The organism is Rubinisphaera italica (assembly GCF_007859715.1).
Taxonomy (GTDB): Bacteria; Planctomycetota; Planctomycetia; order Planctomycetales; family Planctomycetaceae; genus Rubinisphaera; species Rubinisphaera italica.
Map to the genome: position 1 here is coordinate 5,533,892 of NZ_SJPG01000001.1, position 16,791 is coordinate 5,550,682.

The 16,791-nt window shown below is 49.7% G+C and carries 14 protein-coding genes; 9 read left to right on the top strand and 5 right to left on the bottom strand.

The annotated features are described in order from the left end of the window. Positions 1–84: 84 nt before the first annotated feature. The 5 genes from Pan54_RS21075 to Pan54_RS21095 all read left to right on the top strand — a co-directional run bounded on the left by Pan54_RS21075 (position 85) and on the right by Pan54_RS21095 (position 4,604). Entirely contained in the window at positions 85–1,533 is a 1,449-nt protein-coding gene (locus Pan54_RS21075; protein ID WP_146505381.1) for a DUF1501 domain-containing protein, read from the top strand. A 40-nt stretch (positions 1,534–1,573) separates the two neighbouring features. Then, on the top strand, positions 1,574–2,113 hold the full coding sequence (locus Pan54_RS21080) for an RNA 2'-phosphotransferase (RefSeq protein ID WP_146505383.1): 540 nt from the start codon (positions 1,574–1,576) through the stop codon (positions 2,111–2,113). Between the two features lie 97 nt (positions 2,114–2,210). Then, complete coding sequence (locus Pan54_RS21085; RefSeq protein ID WP_165441897.1) at positions 2,211–3,212, top strand: hypothetical protein; 1,002 nt, start codon at positions 2,211–2,213, stop codon at positions 3,210–3,212. A gap of 116 nt (positions 3,213–3,328) precedes the next feature. Beyond that, positions 3,329–3,799 (top strand): hypothetical protein, encoded by a 471-nt coding sequence (locus tag Pan54_RS21090; RefSeq protein ID WP_146505387.1) that lies wholly within the window; start codon positions 3,329–3,331, stop codon positions 3,797–3,799. A 16-nt stretch (positions 3,800–3,815) separates the two neighbouring features. After that, positions 3,816–4,604, top strand: a complete 789-nt coding sequence (locus Pan54_RS21095) for a type III pantothenate kinase (protein ID WP_165441898.1) — start codon at positions 3,816–3,818, stop codon at positions 4,602–4,604. A 53-nt stretch (positions 4,605–4,657) separates the two neighbouring features. Here Pan54_RS21095 and Pan54_RS21100 read toward each other — a convergent pair whose 3' ends face one another. Continuing rightward, positions 4,658–7,045: a M1 family metallopeptidase gene (locus tag Pan54_RS21100; RefSeq protein WP_242631391.1), complete on the bottom strand. Its 2,388-nt coding sequence runs from the start codon at positions 7,043–7,045 to the stop codon at positions 4,658–4,660. 340 nt (positions 7,046–7,385) lie between these two features. Here Pan54_RS21100 and Pan54_RS21105 point away from each other — a divergent pair, with 340 nt between their 5' ends. Further along, complete coding sequence (locus Pan54_RS21105) at positions 7,386–8,375, top strand: DMT family transporter (protein WP_146505390.1); 990 nt, start codon at positions 7,386–7,388, stop codon at positions 8,373–8,375. A 228-nt stretch (positions 8,376–8,603) separates the two neighbouring features. On the opposite strand, the gene Pan54_RS21110 is transcribed toward Pan54_RS21105, so the two are convergent. The 3 genes from Pan54_RS21110 to Pan54_RS21120 form a co-directional block, all read right to left on the bottom strand. After that, positions 8,604–8,822 carry a DUF5989 family protein gene (locus tag Pan54_RS21110; protein ID WP_146505392.1) on the bottom strand — a complete coding sequence of 73 codons (219 nt, stop codon included), beginning with the start codon at positions 8,820–8,822 and terminating at the stop codon, positions 8,604–8,606. Between the two features lie 7 nt (positions 8,823–8,829). Then, on the bottom strand, positions 8,830–9,246 hold the full coding sequence (locus Pan54_RS21115; protein ID WP_146505394.1) for an SxtJ family membrane protein: 417 nt from the start codon (positions 9,244–9,246) through the stop codon (positions 8,830–8,832). 216 nt (positions 9,247–9,462) lie between these two features. Then, positions 9,463–11,151: a helix-turn-helix domain-containing protein gene (locus tag Pan54_RS21120; protein WP_146505396.1), complete on the bottom strand. Its 1,689-nt coding sequence runs from the start codon at positions 11,149–11,151 to the stop codon at positions 9,463–9,465. 553 nt (positions 11,152–11,704) lie between these two features. On the opposite strand from Pan54_RS21120, the gene pyrF reads away from it, so the two are divergent. The 3 genes from pyrF to Pan54_RS21135 are packed head-to-tail and all read left to right on the top strand — an operon-like array spanning position 11,705 to position 15,301. Further along, positions 11,705–12,655: an orotidine-5'-phosphate decarboxylase gene (gene pyrF / locus Pan54_RS21125; protein ID WP_146505398.1), complete on the top strand. Its 951-nt coding sequence runs from the start codon at positions 11,705–11,707 to the stop codon at positions 12,653–12,655. A 40-nt stretch (positions 12,656–12,695) separates the two neighbouring features. Next, the gene (locus Pan54_RS21130; RefSeq protein WP_146505399.1) at positions 12,696–14,468 is read left to right on the top strand and encodes a M3 family oligoendopeptidase; all 1,773 of its coding nucleotides are present in this window, start codon (positions 12,696–12,698) and stop codon (positions 14,466–14,468) included. A 17-nt stretch (positions 14,469–14,485) separates the two neighbouring features. Further along, on the top strand, positions 14,486–15,301 hold the full coding sequence (locus tag Pan54_RS21135; RefSeq protein WP_146505401.1) for an MOSC domain-containing protein: 816 nt from the start codon (positions 14,486–14,488) through the stop codon (positions 15,299–15,301). Between the two features lie 106 nt (positions 15,302–15,407). On the opposite strand, the gene Pan54_RS21140 is transcribed toward Pan54_RS21135, so the two are convergent. Then, positions 15,408–16,487: a peptidylprolyl isomerase gene (locus Pan54_RS21140; RefSeq protein WP_165441899.1), complete on the bottom strand. Its 1,080-nt coding sequence runs from the start codon at positions 16,485–16,487 to the stop codon at positions 15,408–15,410. Between the last annotated feature and the right edge of the window lie 304 nt (positions 16,488–16,791).

Here is a 16,791-nt window from a genome sequence, read left to right on the forward strand (position 1 = left end):
GGCAAACTGCCTGCGGAATAACGATTTGAGGGCGACATTTAAAGCTCGAAAGAGCACTACTGGCGAAGATAACAGGTGATAAACATGTCGAACGCACGCAATTTTTGTGGACGAACCCGTCGAGAATTTGTCTGGGAAGCCGGGGCTGGTTTTGGTTCGGTCGCACTGGCTTCGATGCTCGGTGACGATGGCTTTTTCAACAATGCCGCACAGGCGGCTTCTGCTGAGAATGTGCCGAATCAGGGACCACATCATCAGCCAAAGGCGCTGAATGTCATCTTCCTGTTCATGTATGGCGGACCGAGTCATATCGATACGTTCGACTATAAACCGAAGATGAACGGGATGGACGGAAAAACGGTCGATGTTAAAACATTTGGTCGTGGTGGTCATAAAAGTGGCGGGCGAATTGTCGAGCCTCGCTGGAAGTTCAATCAATATGGGGAATGCGGCAAGTGGGTCAGTGATCTCTTTCCGAATGTCGCGAAGCATGTCGATGACATCTCGTTTCTGCATTCGATGACAGCCGACTCTCCCATTCACGGCTCTGCGATGCTGATGATGAATTCCGGAAAGATTCTCAGCGGAAGTCCGACGATGGGGTCCTGGTTGAACTATGGACTGGGGTCGGAAAACAAGAACCTGCCCGGTTATGTTGTGATGCTCGATCCCAAAGGAGGGCCGATCAGCGGTGCAAAAAACTGGACCAGTGGATACATGCCGGCGACCTATCAAGGCACAGTCCTGAACTCTCAGGGGCCGCCAATTCTCGATTTGAATCGGCCTCAGGGAATGAATCAGGCCGTTCAGCGGGAACTACTGGATGCTCTCGATCAGACCAATCAGCGGCATCTTGCTGCTCGAGCCGATTACTCGGAACTGTCTGCTCGAATCAACTCCTATGAACTCGCCTATAACATGCAGATTCACGCTCCCGAAGCGGTCAACTTTGCTCAGGAGTCCGAAGCGACCCAGTCAATGTACGGCATGGATAAAGATCAGACGAAAGACTTCGGCAGCAAATGTCTGCTCGCTCGACGACTCGTTGAACGCGGCGTCCGCTTCATTCAGGTCTACTCCGGTGGAAACCACAACGATGCCAACTGGGATGCACACGGCGACCTGGAAAAGAATCATAACCTGCATGCTGGCGAAACCGATCAACCAATAGCCGCACTTTTAGAAGACCTCAAGCAGCGTGGTCTGCTCGATACGACGCTCGTTGTCTGGGGCGGGGAATTCGGTCGCCAGCCAACGGCAGAATATGCGAAGGGTTCCGGACGCGACCACAATGCCTACGGCTTTACGATGTGGATGGCAGGCGGGGGTATCAAAGGAGGAACCTCATTTGGAACAACCGATGAACTGGGAGCCCAAGCTGTCGAGAATCCGCTGCATGTGAGAAACCTGCACGCCACGATTCTGCATCAGATGGGACTGGATCCAAATCGACTGTCCTACTTCTTCAGTGGACTCGACCAAAAACTGGTCGGCGTAGAACCAGTCGAACCAATTCATGAGATTATCGCTTAAAGTGGTAATCAAACAACAATCTAAAATAAGTTAATCGCGAATGGATTCCATTGTTCGCACGAGCAAATTTTTAAGTCTCGTTCTCCGCCATAAACCAGAGACTGTCGGGATTGTTCTGGATGATGCTGGCTGGGTCAAGATTTCTGAATTGATAGAAGCAAGTCGATCTTCCGGTCAAACGCTCGATCATGACTTATTACTGCGAGTCGTACACGAAAACGATAAACAGCGTTTTGCCATCAGTGCAGATGGGGAATCGATTCGTGCCAATCAGGGTCACTCTGTCAAAGTTGATCTGGGATTAACGCCTCAGGTTCCTCCCGAAAAGCTATATCATGGGACGGTCGCAAAGTTTCTGACGAACATTCAGGAACAAGGTCTGCTGAGGGCAGAACGTCAATATGTTCATCTCTCAGCAGATACTCAGACGGCTCAACGCGTAGGAATGCGACGCGGTAAGCCGGTTATACTGGTGATCGATACCCAAAAGATGTCATCAGACGGAATGTCTTTTTTTCTTTCCAATAATGGAGTCTGGTTAACCCCACATGTACCTGCTATGTACATTGTATTTCCTTAAGATTACATGGGATTCGTTCACTTTCTCCCATTCTGCGGGGTTGTGATGTACGATGTTGCAGATATCACTACATCACTGCAATGGGAAGCACGATCCAATGAAAGTACGAAACCTATTAATACTTTGTCTGATTACACTTTGCTTATCTTCGACCACACTGGCGGAGCCAGACTTTGAAGTTGTGGCTGATCAATCCGATGGGTTGAACAATCCGTTTGGTGTGACGTTCGACTCGGACGAGAACTTGTACATTATTGAGTACGAGGGTGGTCGAATTTTCAAGATGTCGCCGGGAGCTAAGCCGGAGTTGTTTGCCGGTAAACCGGAGAATGGGTTTGCAGGAGATGGGGGTCCTGTTCGAGAAGCCGTTTTTAATGGGATGCACAATGCTGTCTGCTCGGAAGCGGATCAGCTTTACATTTCGGATACCCGCGGAAATCGCATTCGCAAAGTCGATTTGAAAACGGGCATTATCACCACCATTGCCGGCAAAGGCAAAGGGGGCTTCTCGGGGGATGGTGGACCTTCCGAACAGGCGTTATTGAACGATCCGATTTCGATTGCGCTCAACGACAAAGCTCATCAATTGCTGATTTCTGACCTGAATAATCGCCGTATCCGTTCGCTCGATTTGAAAAGTGGAATCATTAAAACGATCGCAGGCAATGGAAAGAAGGGTGTGCCTCAGGATGGTTCTACGGCTACCAAGGCTCCGCTGGTTGATCCTCGGGCTTCCGACCTCGATTCTCAAGGGAATCTGTATATCCTTGAACGAGGCGGACATGCTTTGCGAGTCGTTAATCCGCAGGGGCAGATTCGTACCGTAGCCGGGACTGGGAAAGCCAGCGCGATAGATGGTCTCGCATTAGAATCCGGACTGAATGGTCCCAAGCATATTTGTATTGATGGTCAGGATCGCGTGATTATTGCCGATGCAGAGAATCATTTGATTCGGCTATACAATCCGAAGTCGGAAACTGTCTCCACAATTCTGGGTCGGGAAGTCAAACTCCGACGGCCGCATGGTGTCGCAGTCCATAAAGGCTGGCTATATATTTGCGACAGTTACAACAATCGGGTTTTGCGGCTCAAGTGGTAGAATAAAAGGACTGGATCGAGATGGAACAACTCATAGAATGTGGCATTGTGAGAGCACCACGCCCATCACTTCGTTCTGGGACGTGCCACCCAAAATTTCATTTGAATCGATGACTCATGGATACTGCAATACCTCCTCAATTTATTGGTTCCGTAGCCATGATGCGGCATCCGGAAGAGGGTGAAAAACGCTGGATGACGTTGTGGAATTCAAAACGGAAACAATTCGAAATGGTGACCGCTCTACGGCTCGAAAACGATACTTATCGCGAATGCCTGGATCGTGAACTGGCCTGGAAACTCGATTTGCAGCGGGGGAAAGAATACCTCATATCGAGCATGGCTCGATTGCACATCGAACAGGAACTGATTTTGCCGGGGGATGAAAAGCCGACACTCTATGTCATTGAATTTTATGTTGCCGATCCTTATGGCAAGCAGTCATTTAAAAAATTGGAAGAACGAAAAGACATTCACTGGTTGACAACTCACGAAATCCTGGCGGGGTATGGTCCTGAGGATCGATCTGTCGATCCTCGACTTGTCTATCTGCTTAATAAATTCGAACTGATCTCCCCATATTCCTGATTTTGCGGAGCAACCTGTGTCACGAATACTTCTCGCTGCTGATGTCGGTAACACCCGCGCAAAATTCGCACTTCTGAAAGCGAGTCAACGGCAGCAACTTCCCGAAACACTCAGCACATTCCTTTGGAAGTACGATGTTCCGTTTGCACGTGCCGATCTTCAGGCATTTGCCAGCTCGCACGCTGCATCAGAACTCGAATGTTTTCTATCGGGTTCTCATCTGGGACATATTGAAGAAATCGTGGAGTTCTGGCCGAAGGAACTTCCCGAGCCACGAGTGATTCGTACTTCAACGGAATTGCCGATTGAGTTGCTTGTCGATTACCCGGACAAAGTCGGCGTTGATCGCGTTCTCAATGCGATTGCGACCTGCTTTGAACAGCCAGGCGTTCCGGCGATTATCATTGATACTGGCACTGCGACGACAGTTGATGTCGTTTCCTCGGCCGGGGCCTTTCTGGGGGGAGCGATCTTGCCTGGTTACGAACTTTCTGCCCATGCCCTGCACGATTATACAAACAAACTCCCGCTCATTCCTCTCCAGGAGATTCTGGGAGAGGTTCCAGCGGTTGTTGGGAAAAACACACATGCCGCCCTTCGCAGCGGCCTCATCTGGGGTCAGGTTGGAGCCGTCAATGAAGTCGTCACTCGTATTCAGCAGGAACTGGCACAAACAGTAGTGTTACGACCAACCATCTACCTCACAGGAGGAGCAGCGGATCTTCTACAAGCTCATTTAAACTTCAAAACGATCGCACGACCTCAGTTAACACTGCAAGGATTGGCATGTGTTGCGGAGCTATGAGTGTCAGAAATGGACTCGACAGGTTGTAGGTAACTGTCGAGGCGACATCCTTCTTATTCTTTCTCATCCTCTGTCTCTTCTGTGGAGTCCTTTTTCTTCAGACTTTCCTTAAGCGGATTCTCGATCTTCTTCTTAGGTTTTGTAATTTTCACATCCGCATTATCAATTTCACGAGGGAAGCGATTGTTGGTTAAGTCGATATCGCCGGTTTCGTGGTACGGATCGACGAGAATGGCTTGAATTGGCTTTTCGGTCAACAGGAGAGGAGTCACTTCGTCTGGTGATTTTCTCCAGATTTCAGCGGGAAAACGCCGAATTTCACTCTCGCCGTCGCTGAAGATCAGCTTCAAAATGAGCGGCATGACGAGCTGGCCATGATTTATAATTTTGACCTGATACAGATTCAACCGTTCCACCTCTGAGACCACCTGCTTCTCTTCTTCGGTCAATCGTTCGAGGAATTCGGCATAGGTCTTCGCTTTTTTCTCAGTCACGGCATCGGGGTCGTAATCGTCGTAGAAGTCGAGCAGCGTTTCGTATTTGTCGATACGACGCGGGACATCGACTTCGCGTTCTTTAATCAGATTCGGGTATTCGGTCGCTTTCTTTTTCTCTGAGCGATCTTTATCAGCCTTGGGATTGCCGTCATGCAGGTTCTTTTTTGTAATCGAGACAAGTTCAAAATCGCAGTTGTCAGTCGTGTAGTACCACCCTTTCCAGAACCAGTCCAAATCAATCCCGGAGGCATCTTCGATACTGCGGAAAAAGTCGGAGGGTTCGGGACGTTTGTAGGCCCAGCGACGACAATATTCTTTGAATGCGAAGTCGAACAGTTCCCGCCCTAGAATTGTCTCCCGAAGTAGCGTCAACCCCGTTGAGGGCTTGCTGTATGCATTTGATCCAATATCAAAGACGGCATCGGGATGGGTCATGATTGAGCGTTGTTTGTCGTTGGCAAAATAGCTGGTGTATCGACGGGGTTCGCCTCGGGTATAGTCGGGATCGCGATCCCATTCCCGCTGCGCAATGGTTTGTACGAATGAGTTGAAGCCTTCATCGAGCCACATCCAGTGTCGCTCGTCATTATTGATGATCATCGGAAACCAGTTGTGACCGACTTCATGAATCACGACTCCAATGAGCCGTTCTTTGGTCGACTTTGAATAGCTGCCATCTTCTTCGGGACGCGGTCCATTAAAGCAGATCATCGGATATTCCATCCCGCCACCGACCACGCCCATCACTGCAGTCGCATGCGGATAAGGATAATCAATCCCGGTCACACGCGAGTAGACTTCCAGCGTGTGCGCAACGGCGTGTGTCGAGTAACGATCCCACAGCGGCATCCCTTCTTTCGGGTACAGCGACATGCAGAGAACACGGCGATCTCCAACAGACTGACCGCAGGCGTCCCAGATAAACTTACGAGACGTGGCAAAGGCGAAGTCGCGAACGTTTTCAGCCTGGAAGTGCCAGGTTTTGTATTCATCGTACGTCGTGACTCCCGAAGCTTTATCGGCTTCTTCAGCGGTAACAATAAACACAGGAGTATCGGAATTGATGGCTGCTTTCAGCCGCTCATTTTGCGTCTCGGAAAGGATCTCTTTCATATTGACGAGTTTACCGGTCGCCATCAGAACGTGATCAGACGGGACAGAAATTTTGACATCGTAATTACCGAATTCCAGCGTGAACTCGCCGCGACCGAGAAACTGCTTGTGACGCCAGCCGCCATAATCGGTATAGGCACACATCCTCGGAAACCATTGGGCGATGCAGAAAATCGCATTACCATCATCGAACATTTCGTATCCAGTCCGGCCAGCAACCAGCTTGGAATTGTTGATCGCATATTCCCAGTCGATCGCAAAATCGAAAGACGCACCTGAGGCGAGCGGCTTTGGCAAATCAACCCTGAGCATTCCTTTAACGACTGTGTGCTCCAGCGGCTTCCCGGACTGCTCGGCTACTTTTTTCAACTTCACACCACCATCGAAAGTGGTGGCCAGCAATCTTTGGAGAGACTCGACCGTCAGATCATCACCGACAGTTGTCAGGGTCGTCAGGCGTTTGTCAGAACCGGGTGTAAACCGATTCGCATCGAGCTGCAACCACAGATAGGTCAACTCGTGTGGAGAATTGTTCTGATAGTGAATCTTCGCAGAGCCAATAATCCGTTTGCGGCTTTCATCGAGTGCCACTTCAATCTGATAATCGGCCTGCTGCTGCCAGTACTCAGGTCCCGGGGAGCCAGTGGTGAGCCGGTATTGATTCGCAGTTGGCCAACGCTCATCCAGTTGACGAAACGGATCGGCGATATCCTCAGCCTGGATTGGTTGAGGGCAAACCAGATAACCGACAAGGCCAAACAGTATCATTATTGGAAGCAGGTGCACAAAACGGCTCTCCTGCGGAATATTCCAATCAGCATTCTTTACCACGATGAATCACCCTTCGTTCGGTTCAATTACAGTTCAATGAGCGTATTCCTACAGATATGCTATAACAAAAACTAAGGACGGAGACCATTAACACCAAGTAGCTTCTTTTGCATCCATTATTCACTTTTTTGCACGGGCTTACTCTGGTGCACTTCTATTGGATTGAATCTTCTCTCATTGGAACACAAGAAAATGGCTCGATAGTATGTTCCAGTATGCATCTTTCGAACGGCTGTGAAGGACAACTCAAAATGAAGACTTTCGTACACCTTGAACCGGAGCAGAGACGGTGTGTCAATTCCGGAATATCTTCTAAATCGTTATATGATCGATCCCACGAATGAATGAACCTGCAGACTCGTCGTCTTCTCTTGGCAAGTTGACTGGAATTCTCGCATTGCTGGGAGCGCTACTGGTCTGGTCTTCCTGGGCGATTGTTGCTCGCTGGGGATTCGCCAATTCCGAATTGGACGCCTGGGATCTCGGCTTTCTGCGATTTTTCTTTGCGGCTGTGTGCATGACGCCGGTTTTGATTCGCAAAGGCTGGCGTGGATTGTCGTGGTCGACGATTCTATTGATCGCGTTTTGTGCCGGGCCGGGCTACGCCACCTTTGCTTATGCCGGCCTGGAGTTTGCCCCCTCTTCGCACGGGGCCGCTTTGACCGCAGGGATGCTGCCGCTCTTTACGACCGCTTTGGCCGTCTGGATGAAGCAGACAAAACTGACCGGATTTCTGATCGCAGGTCTTGTCCTGATTCTCGGTGCAGCCTTCGCGTTTTTTCTCGATGGCCTGCAGGGAGCGGGCGATTTGATCTGGCTGGGGGATTTGTTGCTGATTTGCGGACCGGCTTTATGGGCGGTGTATACCGTGAAAATCAAGCAGGAGAAGATCGATGCGTTTCATGCGACCGCGATTGTTTCGGTCATCGGCTTCCTCATGTATCTACCGATTTATTTTGCCGTCGGCACTCCACAACAACTCTTCACAACCGACTGGAAAATCCTCCTGGCACAAGGACTGTTTCACGGCATTATTGTCGTTGTGTTCGCCCTCACGTTATATTCCCACGCCGTCACCAACCTCGGACCTGCCATCACCACAATGAGCCTCTCTATCGTCCCCGGAGTCACCGCCATCGCCGCCTGGTTCATTCTACAGGAACCATTCAGTCAATGGTCCCGCTGGGGTGTACTTCTGGATGGATTCGGCATCATCTGCGTTGTATTAGCAGCGCGGGAACAGCGAAGAACCAGAGCGAAGGAAACGATTCCAGAACTGACGCCGAATGCTACGAACTTCGCCATTGCAGAAACCTCGACGGCGAACTGAAAATGCACTGAGGGAAGTTTTGTTGAGAAGCGATAATTTAGACCATTTTCAAATGGTATCTGCAGTCGTTTGGACCCAAAATGAACTGAAAACGCCTTGTCTGCTCCTGCCGAATGCTGCAGGTGATTTTTTAATATGTACTGGAAGCAGAGTGCGCCTCGACGAACCCTGCTACTCTATCTACCGTTAAATGTCGCTTGCGTTTCGTGCTTGTACGAGTTGCCACTCTTAAAATATCGGATAAATAAACGGGGCGAGTGTCGAACTGCTCATCCAGACGGCTACTCCAATCAAGAGCAACGACAGCAGGATCGGCACCATCCACCAGGCTTTGTGTTCTTTGAGGAACAGCAGAAATTCGGCAGTCAGGCTTAACGGTTTTGAAGCCGCTGCCCGCTCGAAATCGCTCGGTTCCTGTTTAATGGTTTCCTGCTGATTCTCGCTCATATGAACCTCAAAACTGACGAAAGTAACTTTCAGTCGATTCTGGTTTTGAAATCGGTTGCCAGTACGAAGTTGTCTCCCGATCAAGCTTACGCTGCAGTGGATCAGGGTATCGGAAACGACGATAAAGTCCGATCGGCGTGATTACTCCAAAATAAACAATGCCCATCAGCAGATGTGAAATCAGAAACCCGACCGGAAAAACAGCGAGCATCCAGCCACGATAAATGAGCGAAATGGATTTGGGTTTCAAGACTCCGGTGAGACCGAGAATCAATGACGCCAGGATCAGTCCAATCATCACTAAGGCGGAGAAATCAGCACGAAACAGACCAAAGCAGATTAAACTCACAAAAATGAATTGCAGTACCGCAAATATCTGCAGGTCTTTTGGGGTCGTTTTCTTGAGGGTCTCTTTGAGTTGCATCAGAATAGAAGCTTTACAATGTCCGAGAAGCAGGCTGGTGGAACAGAGGTGGAATATCCAATCCTCTATTTAACCATAATGAACCGCAGATGAACACAGATAAACGCGGATGCAAAATATCTGTGTTCATCTGCGGTTCTAATATTCTCCAACCTCCCAATAAAAAAGCCGCAGAGGTTATTCTGCGGCTTTATATGATTTTATGAAACCTTCAGGTTATTTGATCAACCCCTGCAGAGTTTCGAGGATCATGCCGTTGACTCCGTTTGGTTCAGCAAAGCCCCACATTGAGCGGACCAGGTCGAACATGAGCAGCGTGCAAATACCCATCATGATTGTCGAGAGTAAGACGAGGGCGAAGGAGAACATATCCCATTCAGCAGGAGCAGCGACCCCAGCTCCTCCCCGCATCGCGCCGGGGACGGCCAGTGCAGGAATACTTTCGCCAGATTCGAAATCGTCGTCAAAGGCGTCGTCGGAAGCATCCAGGACATCGTCATCAAGCAGGTCGTCGGAAACATCCAACTCGCCATCACTCAATTCATCGAAGCTGTCGTCATCGTCGAAGTCGACAAACTCATCGTCATTAGAGAGTTCGGAAGAGTCAAACTCCATTGTGTCGCCAGTGTCATCGTCATCAAACATGACCACATTGGTGGCATCATCATCGTCAACCGAAAGTTCCGGTTCGCTGTCATCGAGCAATGGCATGTCGAATGAGGTATCGTCATCGTCATCGCCAATTGTCCCCATCATTGGGATTGTCGATTCACCACGGGAATCATCGTCATCATCAGCGAGTGTCAATCCAGAGCCCATATCGGGCACGAGAGAAATTCCACTGTCTGCTCCGAGAGTCAGAGAATCATCGTCGTCATCATATTCTGATTCGAGAGAAATCCCACTATCAAGAGCCAAGTCCAGAGAAATTCCGCTGTCTCCGGAGGAGAATGATAGTCCGCTGGCGGGGTCAGACATGACATCGCTCAAGATTGAGTCTTCGTCATCATTGGCTTCATCGAGTCGCACGTTACTATCACCTGGTGGCATCAGAGTGATGTCGCTGCCAGGTTCCATATTCAGGTCGCCATCAATTGAAGAGAGGCGATAATCGTCATCGTCTTCTTCTTCGCCCACGCCGACCAGCGTAACATCGGAATCCGATTCACCCAGCGATTTCATATCCGGATCTGTGACGACATCATCATCTTCCCCTGCCAATTTCAGATCATCGTCTTCCAGGGAGACATCCGAACCAGACAGGCCGCTGTCATCGAGAACGACATCGGAATCCGATTCTTCAAGATCTGCAGCCGCCAGTCGGACATCGCTATCGCTGATCCCCGACCAGCGATCATCCGATTCGTCAACATTAATCTCATCACTTTCTTTGGTGATACGGATCGGTGTTGGTGTGATGTCGCTCATGCTGGCATCAACAAAGCGGACGTCACTGTCATCGACTTCATCACTGGAGTCAGAGGATTTCTTGTCTTTGTTCTTACTATCAGTCCCGGTAAAAGAGGAATCTGAAGAAGACCAGTCATCTGACTCCAGAGACGGGTCAACCACCAGACGGACATCGCTATCGGAACTGGGAGGTTCATTCGGAGGATTTTTGCTGATGACCGTCGGCATGTCGCCCATTTCCTCTTCGAGGACAATTTGACTTCCGCCGCCAGGAGCAATGTCATCATCTTTCATGATGTCCGAACTGGGGATATCGAAGCCGGAATCGGGCTCGATATTTCGGGCCAGTTCTTCAACATCTTCCCCGCGAAATTTCCAGGTTCCCCGATCAGAGAACGCACGGATTTCTCCACGCTCCCGCTTTCGATTCAAGTCTTCGACAGAAATTGAGAGCCGTTTTGCTGCATCTTCAATATTGATGTATTTGCTGGCCATTTCGAAATTCTTCTCCGAACTTAGAAGTTGCGGTCGATCACTTTGCCGTTGATGTATGAACTTTGCCAGTTATTTTAAGGCCGCAGACGAACGCTGAGACCGCAAATGGCATCACATAAAAATTGATTTGTCTTTACAACAATCATACGAACTCAACAGGCTCATTCAAGTAGGAGCCTGGACCTGAGAACAATTTTCAAGAACTTGAATTCGTATTATAAACTGAGATTTTCAGCGGATGGACGGAATTGAAGTCCCTTCACTGGCTATCGTCGATATTAGCGGGTGGTCCTGAACCAAGCTCCGACTTTCAATGGGAATTAAGGCATTTGAGGAGATTTGAATCATCCAATAGTATTGTGCCGGTTATGTCGACCTGAAATTCAGTTCATCAATCGGCCCGTAACAGGCTGCCCAACGATTTCTCTTGGACCACTCTTGAATCGAATCTTTCAGAAAACGTAATCGCCTGCGTTTCCTAAAGATTTCATTGGTGATTATCATAAGGCTTCAATCCTCGAAATTTTCACGATATTCACACTCGGGAGTAATTATGGCTGGCTTTGCGGATCGTTTACATCAGGCTATTTCTTCAATAGGAACCCCGGCTCTTGTCGGTTTGGATCCACGTTTTGATCAGCTGCCAGCCGAAATTGTTAAACGAGCCGAGGCTAATTCGTCCGATCCTCTGGATATTCAGGCGGCTGCATTCGAAGAATTCTGCAAACGGATCATCGATGTCGTCGCTCCGCTCGTCCCGGCTGTTAAACCTCAATCGGCCTTTTTCGAGCAGATTGGCCCTGCTGGTGTACTCGCACTGCAGCGAGTGAATCAACATGCTCGTCGGGCAGGGTTAATTGTGATTTGCGATGCCAAACGAGGCGATATCGGTTCAACAGCCGAGGCGTATGCCGAGGCGTATCTGGCTGGAGAAGACCCGAACGCTGCCCCTTTCGCCGCTGATGCCTTAACAGTCAATCCGTATCTCGGTCGCGATACCCTCATGCCATTTATTCAGAAATCGAAAGAACGGGGGGCTGGAATTTATGTGCTTGTCAGAACCAGCAACCCCGAAGCGGGCAGCTTTCAAGATCATCAGCAGGATCAGCAACGACTCTACGAAAAAGTTGCAGCCACGATTGAGGAACAGGCAGCCGAGGATGCCGCTGCGAATTCTTCTGAATATGGATGCGTTGGAGCCGTTGTGGGAGCGACTTACCCTCAGGAATTAACGGAACTTCGTCAGAAAATGCCCCATGTTCCACTCCTGATTCCAGGCTACGGAGCACAGGGAGGAGGAGCAGGCGATGTCGCTGCTGCTTTTACTGCTTCAGGGTTCGGGGCCTTAATCAATAGTTCGCGCGGGATCAATTTCGCCTACCTGCGTGAACCTTACAAGACACAGTTCCCTCAGTCACAGTGGGAACAGGCCATCGAGCAGGCCACTCTCGACATGATTGAAGACATTGCCAGTCAAACCCCCGCGGGTGCTTTGCGGTCATAGTTTAAGATAATTTTCATCGTCACATCTGAAAGTCCAATCCATGTCATATCCAATAAAGTGGTCACTCTCCTCATTAGGTCCCGAACCAGGTACGGAGAGGTTTACCAGATGGTTGACGAAAATCCGTGTTGAATATCAAGCCTTTGCCAAAAATGCCGAGAATTTCAGTACAGTCGTGACGGCAAAATCGTTAGCCGAGTTGGTTAATGAGTATAGTCTGTGTCGACGAGAATACTGGCAAGTCAATTCCCTGGTCGAATGTTATGCGTCATCTGATACGGCTCGCGAAGAATATCGCCAGGCCGAAGCGGCCGTTGCGGCTCTGTTTCCACATGTAGAAAAAGCCGATCATCTGCTCGATCGGATCATCAAAAACATTGAGGAAGGGACCTGGTCCACATTGGTTGACAACAAGCAACTGGCCGATGTCAAAGGGTTTATTATTCGTCGACGCAATGAAGCTTCCACACGCCTGCCCGATCATCTTGCCGATTTTGCCAGCGAACTTTCTGTGGATGGATTAAATGCCTGGAGTCGATTGTACGATTCCATATCTGCTGCGGTCCGAATCCCTGTGATGGAACATGGGGAAGTCAAAATGAAATCGCCCGGTCAGGTTGCCTTCGATTCTCCTGATCGGACAGACCGCGAGAACAAATTTTTCAGTTCGCAGAAAGCCTGGCGAGATGTCGACGAAACCGCAGCCGCGACATTGAATCATATTGTGGGGTCCCGATTGACGGTGAATAAATATGCGGAACGGGAAAGTCATCTCACCATTCCGATGCAGCAGAATCGGGTGACACAAAAAACGATCGATGCCATGTGGTCGGCCATCACAGAGGCCAAGCCGCTCGTGCAGAAATATCTGCGGACCAAACAAAAACTCCTCGGCCTGCCCGAGCTCAACTGGTACGATCTCGAAGCTCCACTCAATCTGGGGAGTACAAAAGTTGGTTATCAGGAGTCCTGTGATATTATTCTGGATGCGTTCAGTAAATTTCATCCACCACTGCGGGACTTCACCGAACTGGCGTTCAATAATGGCTGGATTGAAGCAGAAGATCGATCTGGCAAACGGCAGGGTGGGTTCTGTATCGACTTCCCGACTTCCGAAGAAACCCGCATCTTCATGACCTTTCGGGATACCGAAGAAAGCCTTTCGACACTCGCCCATGAACTTGGCCATGCGTATCATGCTTGGGTGCTTCGGAAGCATCCGGTCGTCATGCAGGTCTATCCGATGACCTTAGCCGAGACGGCTTCGACATTTGCCGAAACGGTTGTCGCCTCCCAGCGATTTGATGCCCTGACAACAACAGCAGCAAAAGTGAAAGCGTTGGAATATCAGCTGTATGATTCGGTCGCCTTTCTGATGAACATTCATGCTCGATACATTTTTGAAAATGAAATGCATCGCAAACGAGCCGAAGGGGAATTGAGCGCCGGCGAACTTCACGACCTGATGGTGAAATCTCAGAAAACGGCTTACCTGGATTCCCTGGTCGAATGGAATCCGACGTTCTGGATTTCCAAGCTACACTTCTACATCAGCTACGAACCATTTTACAACTTCCCGTACACGGTTGGTTATCTGTTGTCTCAACGCCTTTATGAAGAAGCTCGGCTCGACCCTGCTGGCTTCCCCGCCCGTTACGACCAGTTCCTGATTTCCACTGGCGGCCCTTCTGCTTTGACTGCGGCAAAAGAAGCCTTTGGCTACGACCTCGAATCCGAAGCATTCTGGAGCGAAGCCATTCAACCGATTCGCAATCGTGTGGAAATGTTCTGCCAATTGGCTGAGGAACTCTGATTGAATCGAGACGATTTGTGAACGAAAAACAAAACGAAATCAGGCTGATGGGGATTACCATCTATCCCATCAAGTCACTTCCGGGTGTTTCATTGGAAACGGCCAGATTGCTCGATACTGGAGCTTTGGAAAACGATCGTCGCTGGGCTCTGTTCGATGAGCAGGGACGCGTATTCAATGCGAAGAAAGAAGCAAGGTTTCATCAGATTGACTGTACTTTTCCTGAAGACTTCAGCGGGATTGAATTGACTGATCGCCGTACCGGACAGCGACTGAATGCTCAGCTGAGTCAGCTTCGTGAAATTGAGAATTGGTTCTGTGACATTTTTGAGCAACCTCTGAAGCTTTTGGAAAATACAGCAACCGGTTTTCCCGATGACACCAATGCGAACGGCCCCACGATCATAGGCTCGCAGACATTGAAGGAAATCGCGAGCTGGTTTCCCGGGTTGACCGTCGAAAGTCTCCGCCAGCGACTACGGTCAAATCTGGAACTCGAAACGGAGATGCCTTTTCAGGAAGATCTGCTCTTCGGACCTCCCGAACAACCCCGTCCATTTCAGATCGGCGAAGTTAAGTTTCTCGGGATCAACCCCTGCCAACGTTGTGTCGTCCCGAGTCGTGATCCTCAAACCGGCGAAGTGATTCCCATGTTCCCAAAACAGTTTGCTCAGAAACGCAAAGAGACACTTCCGGGAAACATCGCCAGCCAACAGTTCAATCACTTCTATCGCATTGCTGTCAATACACGTATGGCCCCTCAAAACACTGGGTTCCTTCTGAACCGCGGTGATCTTCTGGAGAGTTCATCAAACTCTAACAAGACCCAATAAAAAAGGATCTGCCCCTACAAGGGACAGATCCTTTCCGAAAGGAGACGAGAGTTTCACATGGAAGCTGCAGAATGCGACGGGAAAATCGCATTCTGATGAAGTGTTCTTACTTCGTGAGTGTGGTACCAGAAGCAGGTTGAACCGCCTGGGTATTGGCCCCAGGAAGTGTGGAACCGGTTTGTTGAATCTGATTTGTGTAACTGGTTGATTGAACGGTATTCGATCCACCAGTACTCGTGTTTGTCAGATAATTGTCCACTCGGGTTTGTTTCTTCAGATCATCAAAAACCACCGCAACTCGTTCCTGAGTCTTCTCTTCCTGAAGCTGGACTCGCAAGTCGTTTTCGACATCTTTGATGTCCGTCACGACCTGCTCGGTTCGACCTTCACACTTGAGAATGACGTAGCGGTTGCCGACCTGAATCAACCCGGAGATTTCTCCTGGTTGCAGTCGGAAGGCTGCGTCTTCCAATGATTGATTGTCTGCACTTGAATATCGAGAAATTGGTGGAATGGCTCCGCCCAATGCACGGGAATTGGATTCGACTGAGAATTCACGTGCGAGCTTGTCGAAGTCTTCCGGCGTGCGGGTCGCTTTTTCCCAGACTTCATTGGCACGTCGTACGTTTTCCATCATAATCATACGGCAGCGAACACGTGGGCCGTAATCTCGCTGAAAAGCGCGATGCAAGTCGCTATCCGTAACCTGAACATCATCGCCTGCCAGTTTACGAAGAGCAATCATCGGCCAGATGACATCCCGGCGATATTGAACGGGAGTCAAGTCCCGTTCGGTTTGCAGCATCTGATACCAGGTATCGACGGGCAGGTTGAATCGCTTCGCGATTTTCCGAACTTCATCATCGATTTCGGCTTCGGTGACCACTAAGCCACGCCGTTCGATTTCCTGATGAATGATGGTGCGATTGATCAAATTCTCAAGGACACTTTTGCCGAGACGATCGAAGCATTCACGAGCGACGGCATCGTATTGGATCAATTGACCATTGACACGAGCCAGAGCCGGAGAGGTCGAGGCATTACTCAAGCTGACTTTGCCGGCCTGATCGGTCGGAGCAGCTGCTGGTTCAGCTCGAAAGACCTGAAACCCAATGACACCCGCGGCAATCGCCAGAACAGTGCCACCAATAATTGTTGCCCAGGGGGCATTCTTCTTTGTGTTCATTTTGGAGTGATTCCCTTCACCCATGGCTGTCGTCTCCTTCATTGGAAAAGCCGATTACTTCAGTCGATTTCCGGTCGGATAGCGCCCAATGCGTCCAGAATGGAAAATCGATCAATGGGGTGCCCTGAGATCGCCCAATACAGAAAACGAGTCCTGTTACTGTAAATGGGTGGTATCACAAGCGGCCCCCCAGCTGCATGTGAGTGGGGTTATAGCGGTGAACCGAAAAGGAGGTCAACATCGGTTTTTCCAGTTTTAAGCTTTGTTGCGGAAATGACTGTTTTTCGCATCCATTTCAGCTCAA